Consider the following 15,658-nt stretch of genomic DNA (forward strand, 5'->3'; position numbering starts at 1 on the left):
AGCGGCAATCAGCTTTCATCAGGTCAACGCAGCCAGTCCGGTTGTGGAGATTAAAAGTGGAGTGATCCGATGATGAAGAAGATGCTCGTTCCCGCCCTTGTCCTGGCGTCGGTCTCCGCCGTCGCCCTCCCGGCCGCGGCCCAGTCCTACAACCGTGGCCAGGACCGTCACGACGACCGTGGCTACAGCCAGACCTACGGCGGCTGGCAGTCGATCAACGTCCGCCAGGCCAATCTGGACCGCCGGATCGACCAGGGCGTCCGCAACGGTCAGCTTAGCCGTCGTGAAGCGACCCGCGTCCGCTCGGAGTTCAACGCCCTGCTTCGTCTGGAAGTCAGCTACCGTCGTGGCGGCCTGACGGCCTGGGAGCGGTCCGATCTCGACCGCCGCTTCGACCGCCTATCGGCCTCGATCCGCGAGGAACGCCGCGACCGCGACAACCGTCGCCACTAGGTTTTTCGGTGACTGACTGAATGGAGGGCGCGATCCGCGAGGGTCGCGCCCTTCCGTTCGTCAGAACCTCAGCACAGATCCCATCACCGTGACCGCGCGCCCCCGGATCAGCACCCGGTCGTCGGCCAGCTCGGTCTCGAACCGCGCGCCCCGGCCGGGAAAGGCCTGTTCGAAGGTGACGTTCGTCCGGTCGCGCTTCATCGCGAACAACGGCGCCAGACCGCACCTGGCCGAGCCGGTCGCCGGATCCTCGGCGATCCCGCAGCCGGGCCCGAAGAAGCGGTCCACGACATCGACGCCCCCTCCTCCGTCATTCTTGTCCGACAGGGCCGCGGCGATCACCTGCCCCCTCTCCATCGCGCCGTCCCCGAACGCCATCAGCGCGGGGATATCCGGCGTCAGGCCTCGCACCGTGGCCGCATCCGCCATGATCGCAATCAGATATCGACTGGCCCACACCTCAAGCGGCTCGGCGCCCAGGGCCTCCGCCAGCCCCTTCGGCGTCTCGACCCGTGTCAGCGGGTCGGCGGGAAAGTCCATCTCATACCCCTCGCCGAACCGATCGACGGTCAGCGGACCCGACGCGGTGTCGAAAGTCAGCCGGCGCGCCTCCACCCCCAGTTCGCGCCACAGCACATGGGCCGCCGCCAGGGTGGCGTGGCCGCACAGGGAGACCTCGGTCGAGGGCGTGAACCAGCGCAGGTCGAACCGCGAGCGACTCGCCGTCTTTCTCAGGAAGGCCGTCTCCGAATGATTGTTCTCCGCCGCCAGCGACTGCATCCACCCGGCGTCCGGCCAGGCGTCCAGCGGCTGGAGCACGGCGGCGGGGTTGCCCATGAACGGGCGTTCGGCGAAGGCGTCGACGGTCCACTGGCGCATGGCCGACGGCTTAAGCTACGACTTGGCTCCAGACCAGCCGGACCCGCGATGACCGCCGCCCTGACCACCGAGTTCGACGAGGCCCAACTGCGGACGGCGTGGCGCTGGATCGCCGAGGAAAGCTACTGGGGCGCCCGGATCCCGTGGGAGACCTTCTCGCGCGCCTGCGCCGGGTCGCTCTGCTTTGGTCTGGTCGAGGACGGAGACCTGCTCGCCTTCGCCCGGGTCGTCACGGACCAGGCCACTTTCGCCTGGCTGTGCGATGTCTTCGTCGACGACAAGGCGCGCGGTCGGGGACTGGGCAAACAGCTGATGCAGGACATCCTCGCCGACGTCCGGCTTCAGGGTCTGCGCCGCTGGGGCCTCGCCACCGCCGACGCCCACGGGCTCTATTCGCAATACGGCTTCGAGGCCGCCGACCCTCTGCGCCATATGGAGTGGGTCGACCGCGACATCTATCCGGTGCTGTCGCCGCCGCCCACGACCTGAAGCTCTGGCCAGCGCGAGCGGGCGCTGGCGACGACCTTGTCCCAGCCCTTCGCCAACGGCCGGTTCGGGTTGGGCCGGATGACCATGTCGAACACGTCGTGAAGCCCGAAGGGCGCGGCGACGCTGATCGTATCGTCGGGCTCCAGTCGCACGCCGATTGCGAAAGCCGGCGCCACGAACCGCGCGAGGGCTGCATCGGTGTCCGGCAGCGCTTCGTAGTCCTCGCCGAAACGATCCATGAACCACAGATGCACCCGCGCCTGGTTGCGCACCTCGACGTCCGTCCGGAACGGCTCTTCAAACGCCGCCGCCACCCGTTTGATCACCACGTCCTCGGCGTCCCATGAGGTGTCCGGGTCGAAATAGCCGAGGTCGAAATCCTTGCGGCCATAGCCGACCGGCCGCCCCGTCACCGCGTTCCACACCGACTGATAGACCGCGCCCGAGAACACTCGCCAATCCGGCAGGTCCAGCCCGCGCACCGTGGTCAGCACATGCATCAGGTCGGTGTCCGCCCTGACGATCTCGACCAGCCGCGCCTCGAGGTCGCTCATCGCGCATCCTTCAGCGGCCAGCCGTGATCCAGCGGTCCGTGCCCATGACCCAGGCCGGGAGCGCGCCGGATCGCCTCGGACACATAGGCCCAGGCCTCCGCCACCGCGACCTCCAGAGGATGGCCCAGCGCCAGCCCGGCCGCGATGGCGCTGGCAAGCGTGCAGCCGGTGCCGTGCGTCGAGGTCGTCTCGATGCGCGGCCCCTCCAGCAGGGTCTCGCCCGAAGACGTGACCAGCAGGTCGATCACCGTCGCGCCCGGCACATGACCGCCCTTCATCAATACAGCCCGGGCCCCCAGTTCCAGCAGGGCCGCCCCCGCCCGACGCTGCCCGTCCAGATCCTCCACCGCGATCCCCGTCAAAGCCTCGGCCTCCGGCGCATTGGGCGTCAGCAGGGCCGCGCGAGGGATCATCAGGGTCCGCACCGCCTGCACCGCGTCGTCGTCCAGTAGCGCCGCCCCGCCCTTGGCCACCATGACCGGATCGACCACGGCCGGCGCGCGCGACGTGTCCAGAATGGCCGCGACACGCTCCACAACCGCGACCGAGCCCAGCATGCCGGTCTTGATCGCGTCGGCGCCGATATCGTCCAGCACCGCCCGCGCCTGAGCCTCGATCAGGTCGAGCGGCAGGGGGTGCACCCCGTGGACGCCGAGCGTGTTCTGCACCGTGATCGCGGTGATCGCCGTGGCCGCATAACCGCCCATCGCGGTCACCGACTTGATATCCGCCTGGATGCCCGCGCCGCCGCCGGAATCCGAGCCGGCGATGATCAGGACGCGCCCACGCGCTTGGGTCTCGGTCGATGTCATGCCGCTGGATGCGGCGCCGCGCCGCGATCGGCAAGCCGTCTCTTTTGCGCTACCCGCGACCGGCGAGAATGACCGTCTTCAGCCGTTGGTCAGGTTGGTCGGTCTGGCGATCTTGTTGGCTGTATTCTGATCAGTTTGGTCGGCGGAAATAACCGCCTCCTGAACCGCAAGCGCCTGCACCGTCTCGCGCACGTCGTGGACGCGGACGATGGCCGCCCCGCGCCGTGCCGCCTCAAGCGCCAGGGCGATCGAGCCGCCCAGACGGTCCCCCGCCTCGGTCGCCGAGGGGTCGATGTTGCGGATCATCCGTTTCCGGCTGGCCCCCAGCAGCACGGGATATCCCAGCTCCGCCAGCGTCCCCAGCCCGGCGATCAGCGCCAGATTGTGCTCGATCGTCTTGCCGAAGCCGATGCCCGGATCGAGCGTGATCCGCTCGCGCAACACCCCCGCCGCCATCGCTGCCTCGGCCCGGCTGGCCAGATAGTCGCGCACCTCGGCGACCACATCCTGATAGCGCGGCTCCACCTGCATGCTGCGCGGCTCGCCCAGCATATGCATCAGGACGACCTCGCAGCCCAGTTCGGCCGCCGCCTCCGGCGCATCGGGGGCGAAGGTCAGCGCGGTGACGTCGTTCCAGATCGTCGCTCCCGCCGCCACGGCGGCCCTCGCCACCTCGGGCTTCATCGTGTCGATGCTGATCGGCCCGTTCCAGCGCGCATGCACGGCCGCAATGACGGGCGCGGTCCGCGCGATCTCCTCGTGGACATCGACGGGTTCCGCCCCCGGCCGCGTCGACTCCCCGCCGATGTCGAGGATGTCCGCCCCGTCCCCGATCAGCCGCATCGCCTGCGCCAGCCCCGCCTCGACAGAGGCATGCATCCCGCCGTCGGAGAAACTGTCCGGCGTCACATTCAGGATGCCCATCACCCGTGGACGCACGACGGCCCTCATGCGCGCTTCTGCGGATAGAAGGTCTCGCCCCGTTTCAGCATGGCGACCAGGTCCCCTATCTTCTTCCTGCGCCCCGCCTCGGTTTTCAGGGCGTTGGTCCGGTGGATCAGGGCGAAACGGTTCTGGGAGGTCAGGGTCTCGAGCAGCGCCTTCGCCTCGGGCTCCGCGTCGATCGCGGCCTGCAGATCCTCGGGGATCTCGGCGCCGCTGACCCGATAGGTCTTCTCCCACCGCCCGTCCGCCTTCGCCGCCTCGACGTGCTTCAGGCCCGACGCCTGCATCGTCCCGTCGACGATCATCCGCTCGGCGTGGGCGACATTGATCTCGCTCCAGCTGCTCTTGGGCCCGCGCGGCGTGAACCGTTGCAGGAAGCTGACCTCGTCGAGGCTCTTCCTCACCCCGTCGATCCAGCCCCAGGCGAGGGCGACCGGGATGGCCTCCTTCCAGCTGACGCTGGGTGTGCCCGATCCGACCTTGAATACGCGGATCCAGACCTCCGGCTCGCCGGCGTGGTGTGACTTCAGCCAGTCGTGGAAGTCGTCGGCGTGCGGAAACTCGCGCACCCGCTTCGGATCGACGACCATCGGCGCCATCAGTCCCTCTTTCCGATCAGTCCGCCCAAGGCCTCAAGATAGGCGACGAACGCCTTTCGGCCAGAGGGCGTGAGGGTCACGCGGGTCAACGGCTTGTTGTTCTGGAAGCTCTTGTCGATGGCGACATGGCCCGCCTCTTCCAGCTTCTTCAGATGGACCGACAGATTGCCCTGGGTCGCCTCGAGAACGGTCTTCAGCTCGGTGAAGTCGGCGGTCTCGACATCGGCCAGATAGACCATGATCCCCAGCCGCATGCGACCGTGGATGACCTCGTCGATCTTGCCCAGATCGCCCAGAGCCATGGGTCAGGCGGCCTTTGCCCGGGCTTCGCGCAGCATGATCCAGCCCGGCAGGGCGAACAGCAGGAACAGGGCGACCGTGCAGACGTAGAGATACTGATCCGGCTGACGGATCAGCAGACCCAGGGCGACCGCCGTCAACCAACCCCCGGCCGAGGTCGCCAGCATCCAGACCTTCTTCTTCAGACCCCAGGCGACCAGCCAGGCCGCCGCCTGCAGCCCGAACACCACCGCCGGGTAGTAGAACCAGAGGGCGAAATCGCCGTCCCGCCACGCCCCGACGCCGAAGATGATGATCATGGCCAGGTTGACCATGCCGGCGCTGGAGAAGGCGGCGTTCAGCGTCCGCGTCGCCAGCGGCCCGTGGTTGCCGCCCCCGGCCTCCCGCATGTCGCGGATCGCCGCCCAGGTGATGAAGCCGCATACCGCCACGGTGACGCCGATGACGAAGGTCAGGTTCGCCAGAGCCGGCCAGCGGATCAGCCCGACCATCTGGCCGATGTGGAACAGGCACTGAAGGCCATAAAGCAGCCCGCCCGCCAGATAGCAGATGGCCAGGGTGATCGACGGCTTGCCTCCGCCCTCGACGATCGAGCGCAGGAAGGCCAGATCGGCCTCAGCCGATCGAGGCGCGGACGGCTTGGCGGGGCTGGCGGGCTTGGCGGGCATGGGGGCGATTCTCATCTGCGACCGGCCCGTCCGGGGTGGACGAGCCGGTCGGTCTTGGCAAGCTTCGGGGGCAAGCTATTCGGCGGGAACGGTCGCGGCCGTCGGCGTCCCGCGCCACGGCACGCGCCGTCCGTTGAGCCATTTGCCCATGACCGTATGCCGGACCAGCAACTCATAGGTGACCAGGCAGACCGCGAAGACGCCCAGCGACACGCCCGCCAGCTTGAGCCACCACGGCCCGGCCCAGTCCTGGACCCAGACCTGGGCCAGCATCACCAGCGGCAGGTGCAGGATGTAGACCCAGTAGGAGGCGTCGGCGAGGTACCGGCGGATGGCGCTGTGTCCCGACAGGAAGCGCAGGCACAGACCCATCGCCGTGAAGGCGGAGCTGTAGACCGCCAGCGCCGTCACCGCCGCCGCGATCGCCTTCTCGTCCGTCAGTTCGACCATGGGGGTGATCTTCGGTCCGCCCGACAGGCTCCAGGCGGCGACGCCGGAGACCACAGCGACGGCCAGGAACAAGGGCGTCCAGGCGGCGATCCGGTTCAGCAGGTCGCGCCGACGGTCAATCAGGAAGCCCAGGCCGAACGCCAGGCCGAACCCGACCAGCGATGCGGTGTGCGGAACCACTCCCGCATCCGGCGTCGGCACGGCGAAGAAGGCGATCCATTTCGGGTCCAGATACAGGGCCAGGGCCAGGGGCGCGGCCAGCAGGGCCGGAGTCCACGGCCCGATCAGGGCGCCTGTGAGCTTGTCTACGATTCGGCCCCAGCCGCCGTCCCTGTCGAGCATCGCGAACGGCGCGCGCAGGATCAGAACCGCCGCATAGAAGATCGTCAGCACATAGAGGAACCACAGGTGGGTCAGCGGGAAGTTGGTCCAGTCATAGGTCGGCGGCGGGGGCGGCGGCGCGCCCGGCACGATCAGGCCGTTCATGTGCGCGGTCCAGATCAGGGACCCGACGATGCCGACCATGACCGGGAACCAGAAGGCCGCCAGCGGCCCCGTGATCCGCATGATTCGATCCTTCGCGAAGCCCAGCCACCCCCGGCGCGCCAGCATCATATGGGCGAACAGGCCGGCGATCAGGAAGAAGGCCGTCATCCGGAACAGGTGGATGGCGAAGAACAGCCCGGCCGCGCCGATCGATCTGCTGTCGTCGGCGACGATCCAGATCTGCTCCGGAAAGAAGGCGAGGGTGGCGTGCAGGACGACGCCCAGCAGCAGGGCTCCCGCTCTCAAAGCGTCCAGTCCGTGCAGGCGTTCGGGCCGGTCGATGTCGGTGGTCATGATGGTTCTCCCCTCGTTCGGGGTTCATTTCTCACAGACTTGTTTGAATTGCAAACTTGTTCGTCGGGAATCGCCCTGCCATGGAAATCCGGACGGGTTGCGGCAGGCTTAGGGGACGGTCGGGTGTCGCCGCTGGATCGTCACCGCCGCTCCGCCGGCCAGCAGCAGGCCGAGCAGGATCATGGCCCATTCCGTCATCGTCGGGACGGGAGTCACAGCGCCGCCGATCAGGGAGCCGGCCGTGATCCGCCTCACGCTGGTGGCGGGCCCGGAGCAGTCGGCTCCCGCACAGATCGCTTCGGAATTGGCCTGCACCAGCGTCAGGGTCCCACCGGCATCGGTGCGCGGTGAAGCCGTCTGCAAGAGCGCAATAGGCAGCCCACCGCCCGTTCCACCGGCGCTATCGAAGTAGGCTACCGAGGCGTTGGCGACCAGGAAGGTACCGGTGTGGCGTTGCACATAGACCGCTCCGGGATGGATCGTTCCCGCTGTCGTGGTGATGTTGATGGCCGAATAGGTAGCGGTGTCCTCGTCATAGACGAACGAGCCGCTGGCGGCTCCACCGTCGTTGAAGTTCACGCCGCTGAGAGTCCAGAGCACTGGATCGGCCAGCGCGGCGGTCGGGGCGAGAACGGCTGCCAGAACGGCGGAAACAGCGAAAGATTTCAGGGCCATCAGAGGGTCCGTTCGGGCTGGAGAAGGCTTCACCGGCAGGACAGGCCGGGAGCTGGCCATCGACCGGCGCCGTCCGCCCCAACCGCCGATGCGGCCGAACCGAACATGCTCCTCGTGCGCCAATCCCGGACGGCCCCCGCCGCGTTAACCCTTCAGCCTGTCGCCGATCGAACGCGCATCGTCCACTGGACACTTTTGGTACGGTTTGCGACGCGCCGCCCAAGGAAAAGGCCCCGTCGTCGCCGACGGGGCCTTTGTTGAGTTCGAAGCGCGATCGCCTCAGTGGACGGTCGGGTGCTGGTCCGCCGCCACGACGCTGACGCCGTCCGACACGGGGGTGACCGGGACGGACACCGACGGACCGGCATTGGGGAAGTTGTTCTCGTCGCGGTTCGGCGCGGCGCCCTTCTCCAGCAGATCCTTGATCTCCTCACCCGACAGGGTCTCGTACTCGAGCAGGGCCTGGGCCAGGGTCTCCAGATCCGCGGCCTTGTCGGTCAGGATCTGGCGCGCCTCGTCCCACCCGGAGGTGACCAGCTTGCGGACCTCGGCGTCGATCGTGCGGGCGGTCTCTTCCGAGATGTTCTGGCTGCGCGCGACCGAGTGTCCCAGGAAGACCTCCTGCTCGTTCTCGCCATAGGCCACCGTGCCCAGAACGTCGGAGAAGCCCCATTGCGTCACCATGCGGCGGGCCAGCTTGGTCGCCTGCTGGATGTCCGAGGACGCTCCGGAGGTGATGTTTTCCTTGCCGAAGATGATCTCCTCAGCCACGCGGCCGCCGGCCATGATGGCGATCCGGTCGATCATCTGCTGGTACTTCATCGAATAGCGGTCGCCTTCCGGCAGCTGCATCACCATGCCCAGGGCCTGTCCGCGCGGGACGATGGTCGCCTTGTGCACCGGGTCGGCCATCTTGACGTTCATCGCCACGATGGCGTGGCCGCCCTCGTGATAGGCGGTCAGGCGGCGTTCTTCCTCGTTCATGGCCATGGATTTGCGCTCGGCGCCCATCATGACCTTGTCCTTGGCGTCCTCAAAGTCGCGCTGGGTGACCATGCGACGGTCCTTGCGGGCCGCCATCAGGGCCGCCTCGTTGACCAGATTGGCCAGGTCGGCGCCGGAGAAGCCCGGCGTGCCGCGCGCGATGGTCTTGGTGTTCACGTCGGCGGCCAGGGGCACGTCCTTCATGTGCACGCGGAGAATACGCTCACGCCCGGCGACGTCGGGGTTCGGCACCACGACCTGACGGTCGAAGCGGCCGGGACGCAGCAGGGCCGGGTCCAGAACGTCGGGACGGTTGGTGGCGGCGATCAGGATGATGCCCTCATTGGCCTCGAACCCGTCCATCTCGACCAGCAGCTGGTTCAGCGTCTGCTCGCGCTCGTCATTGCCGCCGCCGAGGCCCGCCCCGCGGTGACGACCGACGGCGTCGATCTCATCGATGAAGATGATGCAGGGGGCGTTCTTCTTGGCCTGTTCGAACATGTCGCGGACCCGCGACGCGCCGACGCCGACGAACATCTCGACGAAGTCGGAGCCCGAGATGGAGAAGAAGGGCACGCCCGCCTCGCCCGCGACGGCGCGGGCCAGCAGGGTTTTACCTGTACCCGGAGGGCCCACCAGCAGGGCGCCCTTGGGGATCTTGCCGCCCAGACGCTGGAACTTGGCCGGGTCCTTGAGGAAGTCGACGACCTCCTGCAGCTCCTCCTTGGCCTCGTCCACGCCGGCGACGTCGTCGAAGGTCTTGCGGCCCTTGTGCTCGGTCAACAGCTTGGCCTTGGACTTGCCGAAGCCCATGGCCCCGCGCGCCCCGCCCTGCATCTGGCGCATGAAGAAGATCCAGACGCCGACCAGCAGCAGGATCGGCAAGAGGCCCAGCAGGGCGTTCATCCAGATCGACTGCCGGATCGTCTTGGCGCCCACATCGACGCCTGCGGCGTCCAGACGGGCGGCCAGCTGATTGTCCGAAATCGGCACGACGGCGGTGAAGCGGCTGTCGTTCTTGTAGACCCCGGTGACCTGATCGCCCGAGATAACCACCGACTTGACCTCGCCGGCCGCGACACGGTCGTTGAGCTCGGAATAGCTGATCGTCACCGGCCGAGCCTGGGCTCCGGCGGCTTGTCCGGGCAGCGTCGCGCCGCCGTTCTGGCTGATGGCGGCATAGACGGCCAGAAGGCCCAGTATGATCACGCCCCAGATCGCCAGGTTACGCAGGTTCATCGGTCTGAAATCCTCGTCGCCGACCGCGGGGGCCGGCAGATGTTATGTCGTTGTCGTCAAAATAGGTCAGGCGGCGGCGTTTCGCCATGGATGGTTCCCATGAGGTCGCTTTCCTGCGTCGTTTCGCCCAAGGCCTCGGCAAGCGCGAGCACCAGACGGCGCGGTGCAAGTGCGCGAACCTCCGCCGCCCTCCATGCAAGAACCGGGGCATCCGAGCCGTCCCGGATCAGGACCGGCAGGGCCGCGCGCGCCCAGGCCGGAACCCTGTTCACGATGGCGCGATCCGCCTTCGGGAGGGTGTTGAGGCGACCCAATGCCGCCGTCACTGACAAGCCAGGCTCGCGAGCGGTGATCTCATAGCGGCCGTCCCAGACGGCGGGCACGCCGGGCTGAAGCGCGATGTCGGCGGCGGCATGGCGGCGCAGCTCTCCCGCCTCCCGGCCGATGAGGACCGTTGCGCCGCGCGCCTCGATCCGCGCGCCGGCAAGGGTGGCCGTGAAGTCCTCGCCCTCTTTCAGTCGTTCCGCCAGCCTCTCGAGCCGATCCCCGCGCGGCGGCGTTTCGGTCCCCGAGGCGCATAGCAGCACCGCCGCCAGTTCAGCTGAGTGGATCGACCTATCCATCTCAAAACCCTCTCCCAGAGGGAGAGGGCTTGAGCGCACGGCGGCTTGCCGTCGTTCTTGCGCGAAAGGGTGAGGGGTTGGCGCCAACCGGTGAAGGCTTGACCCCTCACCCTTTCGGCTGGACGCATCGCTACGCTCTGCGAGCCTCAAGCCCTCTCCCGACGGGAGAGGGGCCAACGCCTTGCGCGCCGCGCCCCGGCCGAACCCAGCATTCCCCGGATCCTCGATCCAGTCCCGCCCGACCTCACGCAGCCAGCCCCGCAACCCCTCACGCCGCTCCTCCAGCATCGGCCGCAGCAACATCAGCCCCCGCCCCTCTGGCCAGGCCGGACTGGGCGACCATTCCCTCAGCCGCCCCAGTGTCGAACCCCGCTCCCGCATCCAGTCGCTCTCGGCGATGTCGTCGGCGGTGTGGGCGAACAGCACCACCTTCGCCCCCGCGTCCCGCGCCGCATCCGCGATCAGACCATGCCGCGCCCGGCGCGCCGCGGCGGGCAGGCCTGTGGCCGGCTTCTCCTCTTCCCAGCGTCGCTCGATCCAGTCCGCCCCGACCGCTCGCGCCGCCGCCTCGCAGCGCCGGCTCCAGTCCCCACTGTCCGGGTTGAGCCGATGATCGACAGTGATCGCCAGCACCCGTCGCCCGACGCGCTTCGCCCACACGGCCGCGATCGCCAGCAGCGCCATGGAATCCCCGCCGCCGGACAGGGCCAGCGCTACAGGATGATCGACGCCCTTCTGAAGCCGTGTCTCCAGCCGCGCCGCGACCCGGCCTTCCAGCCCGGCCGCGTCGGCGGGGCTCAGCGGCAGGCCGCCCGGGTCCGCGTGTCGGCGGCTATGGCGCGCAGGGCCGGCGTCGAGGTGCGCTCATAACGACGGACGTATTCGCTCAGGGCCGCACAGGCCTGGGCGTCCCGGTTCGTCGCCTCCAGCCCGCGCGCGAGCTTCAGCGTCACCTCTCCCGCCCACGGCAGGGTCGGCCAGCCGGACAGGGCGGTCGCATACTGCTGCACGGCGCCGGCCTGGTCTCCCGTGGCGCGGATCATGTCGCCGATACGCCAGACGGCTTCCTTGCCGGACGGCGTGTCGGGCCAGTTGATCGTCACGGCCTCGAGCGCGGCGCGCGACGCGGCAGGATCGGTCAGGGCGCGCGCGGCGGCCAGATCGGAGACGGCGTCCCCGGTCGGCGAGCGCGGTCCGCGCGCGGCCTCCTCAGCGGCTTCCTCGGCAGCGCGCCGGGCCGCTTCAGCAGCGTTCTCCAGCCGTTCGACGCGGTTGTCCGCGTCCGTCAGTCGGGTGCGAAGGGCGGCGTTGTCGCGTTCGCTCTCGTCCAGCTGGAAGGTCAGCCGCTCCAGGTCCGCATTCACCCGCTGGACGGTCTGCTCCATGTCCTGCAGCCGGCGATCCATCTGTGACACCCGGCCCTGCAATGCGATCAGTTCGGGATCGGATTCGACCAGCAGAGGCTCGCCGACCTGATTGTTGCGCTGGATCAGGGCGCGCTCCAGCCGGCGGACGTTGCGGTCCAGATTGTCCAGCCGGCGCACATCCCACTGGATGGCGGGCAGGGGCTGGGTCTGGGCGATGACCGCGCCGCCGATCAGGCCGAGGCCGACGGCGGCGAGCGCGATGTTCCGGAACGAGAATGGGCTCTTCATGACGCTACAGCTTTCATCGTTTTGAGGCCGCCGCAAGGCCGCCGCGTCGTCCGAACGATCCTAGCCGGTCAGTCCCAGCAATATGATCGCCGTGACAAACAGCGAGATCGCAATGGTGCAGAAGATCAGCAGGAAGACGGTCCGCCACAGCGCCGAGAAAACCGACAGGCCGTAGGTTCCCTTCAACTGGGCGAACATGTGCACGGGCACCGAAAGGCAAAGCAGGCTGCCCACCGTCCCGGCGAACCACCCATCCAGCCGCCCCAGCCCCATGACCACCATGGTCAGGATGGACATGAAGGTCAGGGAGTAAAGCACGAACACCCCATGATCGTACCAGGTGAAGCCCCGCTTCCAGACGAACAGCAGCCACACGAAGGGGATCGACAGCGGCACGAGCAGGAAGGCGAATTTATAGGCCGTCTGCTGGATTTTATAGACGGCGAAGTCGGGGTTCGCGAGCTTGTGAATCACCTTCTCCTGCATCTTCTTGTCGCCTAGCCCGACCGTGATGTTTCCATCGTGCGCCGCGTCCGCGAGACCGGCTTGCCAGCTGCCCGGAGACAGTCCGTCCGCGCGCGGGCCGGCGGCCTTGGCCTCCTCCAGGGCGCGCAGGCTGCCCTCGGCGCCCTCGACCGCAGCCCGCAGGCCGATGACCATTCCGCCCGCGCCCGGGGTGTCGGCGGCGACCTGCGCCTCAGCCTTCGCCAGTTCGGCCCGGGCCTCTGCCACGCCTTCCCGAGAGGCCGCGATCCTCTCATCAAGCGAGGGCATCTGGATCGCGGCCGATCCGGCGCCGAAGCTCAGGAGGAAGAACATCAGGAAGACGGTGAACAGGAAGATGGCCAGCGGCGAGACGTAGCGGGTCCGCTTGCCCTCGATCCACTCGCGCGTCAGCCTGCCGGGATTGGCGATCAGCAGCGGCAGGGTGCGCCAGATGCGGGCGTCGAAATGCATGACGCCGTGCAGCACCTCTTCGCCGAGGTGCAGCAGGCTGCGGTGCACATGGGTCGGCTGGCCGCAGTTGGCGCAGAAATTCCCGGTCGTCGGCTCGCCGCAGTCGCTGCAGGCGTCGGCGTGGTGCTCGCCGGCCTTGCCCGTCGGCTTTTCGACCGCTCCCGCGATCAGGCCGCCGGTCGCCAGACCGCCCGCCGCATCGATATCCACCATGGCCCCCTCCGGCGCTGCGTCGGCCCTATGTGCAGTGCGGCGCCAAGCCGGTCAAAAGGAAAGGGCGTCCGCCACAGCGAACGCCCTCCCAAAATCACAGACCGACCACGCTCAGGCAGCAAGCGACCGTGTCGCGAGCGGTAGCGCCCTTGACCTATTGGGCGCCCGAGGCGATCGCCGTGTGGCCGTTGCGGTTGCGGGCCCAGGAGTCCTCGTTGGAGCCCACGGCGATCGGGCGTTCCTTGCCGAAGCTGATCGTGTCGATGCGTCCGGCCGAGACGCCGCGCTCGATCAGATAGTTGCGGATCGATTCGGCGCGGCGGGCGCCGAGGGCCAGATTGTATTCGCGGGTGCCGCGTTCGTCGGCATTGCCCTCGATGCGAACGGTGACGCCCGGATAGCGCGCCAGCCAGGCCGCCTGGGCGTCCAGGCGAGGATAGGCTTCGGGGCTGACCGAGAAGGAATCCAGGTCGAAATAGATCCGGTCGCCGACGTTGACGACGAAGTCCTGTTCCGAGCCCGGAGCGCCGGCGCCCATATTGCCGCCCTCGATGCCGCCATTGCCCGGGCCGGGATAGGCGGGGTTGTCGATCGCCGGACCGCCGGTCGATCCGTCTGCCACGCCCGTCACCGGGCGGCGCGGGGCGCAGGCGGCCATGGACAGGGCGACAAGACCGACCACGGCCAGCTTGTTCAGTGTGGATACGGTCATCATCGGGTCGTCTCCTTGATCCTGGCGGTCCTGCGAAGCTTGAGCATAGGTCGCAAACCGTGGCTTTTGTCTGTGCCGTCTCCGGCGATAACGCACTGTTGTTCGGGCGGGTCCCCCGAACGGCTGTTTACGAAGAGCAGCTGTCGGCCCCCTGACCGACGCCGAGATTGTTGGGGCTTTCGTCCAGCAGGGGCGACCAGGCGGGGTCCGAACCCCGGCCCTGATAGCCCGACTGGGCGATGACGCGGCCCGACAGGTCGACCATCCACAGATTGGTGTTCCCGCCGCGCGTCTGGCGCGAGAACATCAGGTACCGGCCGTTGGGCGCCCAGGACGGGCCTTCCTCGAAATAGGAGCGCGACAGCATCCGCTCGCCGGAGCCGTCGACCCCCATCACCCCGATGCCGAACTGGCCGCCGCCGGACTTGGTGAAGGCGATCAGGTCGCCACGCGGGCTCCAGGCCGGGGCCGTATAGCTGCCGCCGCCCCGCGAGATCGGCCGCTGGTTCGAGCCGTCGGCATTCATGACGTAGAGGCGCGGCGTCCCCGTCCGGTCGGAGTTGAACACGATGCGCGAGGCGTCGGGCGAAAACGACGGCGAGGTGTCGATGCCGGGATCCGAGGTCAGGCGCGACAGCTGCCGCGTCCTCAGGTTCATCACATAGACGTCGGTGTTGCCGCCCCGGATGATCGAGAAGGCGACCTTCGACCCATCCGGCGAATAGCGCGGCGCAAAGGCTTGCCCGTCGAACTCGCCCAGGCTTTCGCGACGGCCCGTGGTCAGGTTGTAGAGGTAGATGCGCGAGTAGTCCTCGCCCAGCGCCATATAGGTGATCTCGTCCGAGTTGGACGAGAAGCGCGGCGTCAGGATGATCTCCGAGCCGTCGGTCAGGAAGACGGGGTTGTAGCCGTCCTGATCCACGATCGCGAGGCGGCTCAGGCGGTTCAGCTCGGTCCCGCTCTCGGCGACATAGATGATGCGGGTGTCGAAGATGCCGGTCTCGCCGGTCATCCGGGCGTAGACGACGTCGGCGATCTTGTGCGCGATCCGGCGCCATTGCTCGGGCGTGGCGGTGAAGTTGTAGCTGACCAGCTGGCACTGACGGTACGGGTCATACAGTCGGAAGCCGAAGTCGTTCCGGCCGTCCGGACGCGGCGTGACCGAGCCGTACAGCACCGCCTGGGCCCCGATCTGGGTCCACTGCGGGAAGTTCGGCGCATTGGCCAGGCTCAGATTGGTCTCGATGAAGCTGGCCGGATTGATCGGCTCGAAGAAGCCCGAGCGGCGCAGGTCGCCCGACAGGACCTCGGCGATCGAGGTTCCGTTCTGGCCGCTGAACGGGGCGACGGCGATCTGGAACGGCCGCAGCACGCCCTGGTCGATCTCGACCTCGATCGGTTCGCCCGTCTGGGCCGGCTGGGCTTGGGTCTGCTGGCGCGAGGGACCGTTCAGATCGCGCGCCGACTGGGCCTGCGCCATCGAGGTCGCGGCGATGCCGATGGCGGCCACGGTGCTCAGAAGCAGGTTCAGACGCATCGGTGTCTCCTCAAGGCGTAGCGAGATGTCCCGGTCCTTATCGCCAGACCGTGTGACAAACGCCAGCATGGCGG

At 68.1% G+C, this 15,658-nt stretch carries 17 protein-coding genes; 2 read left to right on the forward strand and 15 right to left on the reverse strand.

Features of this window, described 5'->3' with window-relative positions; genetic code table 11:
- The first annotated feature begins 69 nt into the window (after positions 1 to 69).
- Positions 70 to 453, forward strand: coding sequence for a hypothetical protein (locus tag ACW17Y_RS13535; protein ID WP_492036207.1), 384 nt, complete (start codon positions 70 to 72; stop codon positions 451 to 453).
- A gap of 60 nt (positions 454 to 513) precedes the next feature.
- Here the strand turns inward: ACW17Y_RS13535 and ACW17Y_RS13540 are convergent, their stop codons facing one another.
- Positions 514 to 1,332 (reverse strand): PhzF family phenazine biosynthesis protein, encoded by an 819-nt coding sequence (locus tag ACW17Y_RS13540; RefSeq protein ID WP_492036208.1) that lies wholly within the window; start codon positions 1,330 to 1,332, stop codon positions 514 to 516.
- Between the two features lie 48 nt (positions 1,333 to 1,380).
- Between ACW17Y_RS13540 and ACW17Y_RS13545 the strand changes: the two genes are divergently transcribed.
- Complete coding sequence (locus ACW17Y_RS13545; protein WP_492036209.1) at positions 1,381 to 1,821, forward strand: GNAT family N-acetyltransferase; 441 nt, start codon at positions 1,381 to 1,383, stop codon at positions 1,819 to 1,821.
- Here ACW17Y_RS13545 and ACW17Y_RS13550 read toward each other — a convergent pair.
- From ACW17Y_RS13550 to tolB, 14 genes are all read right to left on the reverse strand, one after another.
- Positions 1,788 to 2,375: a nucleotidyltransferase family protein gene (locus ACW17Y_RS13550; RefSeq protein ID WP_492036210.1), complete on the reverse strand. Its 588-nt coding sequence runs from the start codon at positions 2,373 to 2,375 to the stop codon at positions 1,788 to 1,790. The genes ACW17Y_RS13545 and ACW17Y_RS13550 overlap by 34 nt on opposite strands.
- A complete protein-coding gene (gene thiD / locus ACW17Y_RS13555; protein WP_492036211.1) occupies positions 2,372 to 3,187 on the reverse strand; it encodes a bifunctional hydroxymethylpyrimidine kinase/phosphomethylpyrimidine kinase in 816 nt (271 codons plus the stop codon). Before thiD ends, ACW17Y_RS13550 begins: the two co-directional genes overlap by 4 nt.
- Before the next feature lie 78 nt (positions 3,188 to 3,265).
- Positions 3,266 to 4,138 carry a dihydropteroate synthase gene (gene folP, locus ACW17Y_RS13560; RefSeq protein WP_492036212.1) on the reverse strand — a complete coding sequence of 291 codons (873 nt, stop codon included), beginning with the start codon at positions 4,136 to 4,138 and terminating at the stop codon, positions 3,266 to 3,268.
- The gene (locus ACW17Y_RS13565) at positions 4,135 to 4,731 is read right to left on the reverse strand and encodes a YdeI/OmpD-associated family protein (protein WP_492036213.1); all 597 of its coding nucleotides are present in this window, start codon (positions 4,729 to 4,731) and stop codon (positions 4,135 to 4,137) included. Before ACW17Y_RS13565 ends, folP begins: the two co-directional genes overlap by 4 nt.
- Positions 4,731 to 5,033, reverse strand: coding sequence for a winged helix-turn-helix domain-containing protein (locus ACW17Y_RS13570; RefSeq protein ID WP_492036214.1), 303 nt, complete (start codon positions 5,031 to 5,033; stop codon positions 4,731 to 4,733). Before ACW17Y_RS13570 ends, ACW17Y_RS13565 begins: the two co-directional genes overlap by 1 nt.
- Before the next feature lie 3 nt (positions 5,034 to 5,036).
- The gene (locus ACW17Y_RS13575; RefSeq protein WP_492036215.1) at positions 5,037 to 5,699 is read right to left on the reverse strand and encodes a hypothetical protein; all 663 of its coding nucleotides are present in this window, start codon (positions 5,697 to 5,699) and stop codon (positions 5,037 to 5,039) included.
- 75 nt (positions 5,700 to 5,774) lie between these two features.
- Entirely contained in the window at positions 5,775 to 6,989 is a 1,215-nt protein-coding gene (locus ACW17Y_RS13580; RefSeq protein WP_492036216.1) for an acyltransferase family protein, read from the reverse strand.
- A 108-nt stretch (positions 6,990 to 7,097) separates the two neighbouring features.
- Positions 7,098 to 7,664, reverse strand: a complete 567-nt coding sequence (locus ACW17Y_RS13585) for an IPTL-CTERM sorting domain-containing protein (protein ID WP_492036217.1) — start codon at positions 7,662 to 7,664, stop codon at positions 7,098 to 7,100.
- A gap of 279 nt (positions 7,665 to 7,943) precedes the next feature.
- Positions 7,944 to 9,887 (reverse strand): ATP-dependent zinc metalloprotease FtsH, encoded by a 1,944-nt coding sequence (gene ftsH, locus ACW17Y_RS13590; protein ID WP_492036218.1) that lies wholly within the window; start codon positions 9,885 to 9,887, stop codon positions 7,944 to 7,946.
- Positions 9,888 to 9,943: 56 nt separating this feature from the next.
- Positions 9,944 to 11,317, reverse strand: coding sequence for a tRNA lysidine(34) synthetase TilS (gene tilS / locus ACW17Y_RS13595; RefSeq protein ID WP_492038303.1), 1,374 nt, complete (start codon positions 11,315 to 11,317; stop codon positions 9,944 to 9,946).
- Complete coding sequence (locus ACW17Y_RS13600; RefSeq protein WP_492036219.1) at positions 11,308 to 12,165, reverse strand: tol-pal system protein; 858 nt, start codon at positions 12,163 to 12,165, stop codon at positions 11,308 to 11,310. Before ACW17Y_RS13600 ends, tilS begins: the two co-directional genes overlap by 10 nt.
- Before the next feature lie 60 nt (positions 12,166 to 12,225).
- Entirely contained in the window at positions 12,226 to 13,335 is a 1,110-nt protein-coding gene (locus ACW17Y_RS13605; RefSeq protein WP_492036220.1) for a DUF3667 domain-containing protein, read from the reverse strand.
- Between the two features lie 154 nt (positions 13,336 to 13,489).
- A complete protein-coding gene (gene pal, locus ACW17Y_RS13610; protein WP_492036221.1) occupies positions 13,490 to 14,047 on the reverse strand; it encodes a peptidoglycan-associated lipoprotein Pal in 558 nt (185 codons plus the stop codon).
- 127 nt (positions 14,048 to 14,174) lie between these two features.
- Positions 14,175 to 15,584 carry a Tol-Pal system beta propeller repeat protein TolB gene (gene tolB / locus ACW17Y_RS13615; protein WP_492036222.1) on the reverse strand — a complete coding sequence of 470 codons (1,410 nt, stop codon included), beginning with the start codon at positions 15,582 to 15,584 and terminating at the stop codon, positions 14,175 to 14,177.
- Between the last annotated feature and the right edge of the window lie 74 nt (positions 15,585 to 15,658).

Source organism: Brevundimonas sp. AVps7 (assembly GCF_058681545.1).

What these genes read in the sequence shown, in the direction of transcription:
- ACW17Y_RS13550 (WP_492036210.1), bottom strand. Translation starts at nt 2,375, where the DNA reads ATGAGCGACCTCGAGGCGCGGCTGGTCGAGATCGTCAGGGCGGACACC.
- ACW17Y_RS13580 (WP_492036216.1), bottom strand. Translation starts at nt 6,989, where the DNA reads ATGACCACCGACATCGACCGGCCCGAACGCCTGCACGGACTGGACGCT.
- ACW17Y_RS13545 (WP_492036209.1), top strand. Translation starts at nt 1,381, where the DNA reads ATGACCGCCGCCCTGACCACCGAGTTCGACGAGGCCCAACTGCGGACG.
- ACW17Y_RS13600 (WP_492036219.1), bottom strand. Translation starts at nt 12,165, where the DNA reads ATGAAGAGCCCATTCTCGTTCCGGAACATCGCGCTCGCCGCCGTCGGC.
- ftsH (WP_492036218.1), bottom strand. Translation starts at nt 9,887, where the DNA reads ATGAACCTGCGTAACCTGGCGATCTGGGGCGTGATCATACTGGGCCTT.
- ACW17Y_RS13605 (WP_492036220.1), bottom strand. Translation starts at nt 13,335, where the DNA reads ATGGTGGATATCGATGCGGCGGGCGGTCTGGCGACCGGCGGCCTGATC.
- ACW17Y_RS13540 (WP_492036208.1), bottom strand. Translation starts at nt 1,332, where the DNA reads ATGCGCCAGTGGACCGTCGACGCCTTCGCCGAACGCCCGTTCATGGGC.
- tolB (WP_492036222.1), bottom strand. Translation starts at nt 15,584, where the DNA reads ATGCGTCTGAACCTGCTTCTGAGCACCGTGGCCGCCATCGGCATCGCC.
- pal (WP_492036221.1), bottom strand. Translation starts at nt 14,047, where the DNA reads ATGACCGTATCCACACTGAACAAGCTGGCCGTGGTCGGTCTTGTCGCC.
- folP (WP_492036212.1), bottom strand. Translation starts at nt 4,138, where the DNA reads ATGAGGGCCGTCGTGCGTCCACGGGTGATGGGCATCCTGAATGTGACG.
- ACW17Y_RS13585 (WP_492036217.1), bottom strand. Translation starts at nt 7,664, where the DNA reads ATGGCCCTGAAATCTTTCGCTGTTTCCGCCGTTCTGGCAGCCGTTCTC.
- ACW17Y_RS13575 (WP_492036215.1), bottom strand. Translation starts at nt 5,699, where the DNA reads ATGCCCGCCAAGCCCGCCAGCCCCGCCAAGCCGTCCGCGCCTCGATCG.
- ACW17Y_RS13565 (WP_492036213.1), bottom strand. Translation starts at nt 4,731, where the DNA reads ATGGCGCCGATGGTCGTCGATCCGAAGCGGGTGCGCGAGTTTCCGCAC.
- thiD (WP_492036211.1), bottom strand. Translation starts at nt 3,187, where the DNA reads ATGACATCGACCGAGACCCAAGCGCGTGGGCGCGTCCTGATCATCGCC.
- ACW17Y_RS13535 (WP_492036207.1), top strand. Translation starts at nt 70, where the DNA reads ATGATGAAGAAGATGCTCGTTCCCGCCCTTGTCCTGGCGTCGGTCTCC.
- ACW17Y_RS13570 (WP_492036214.1), bottom strand. Translation starts at nt 5,033, where the DNA reads ATGGCTCTGGGCGATCTGGGCAAGATCGACGAGGTCATCCACGGTCGC.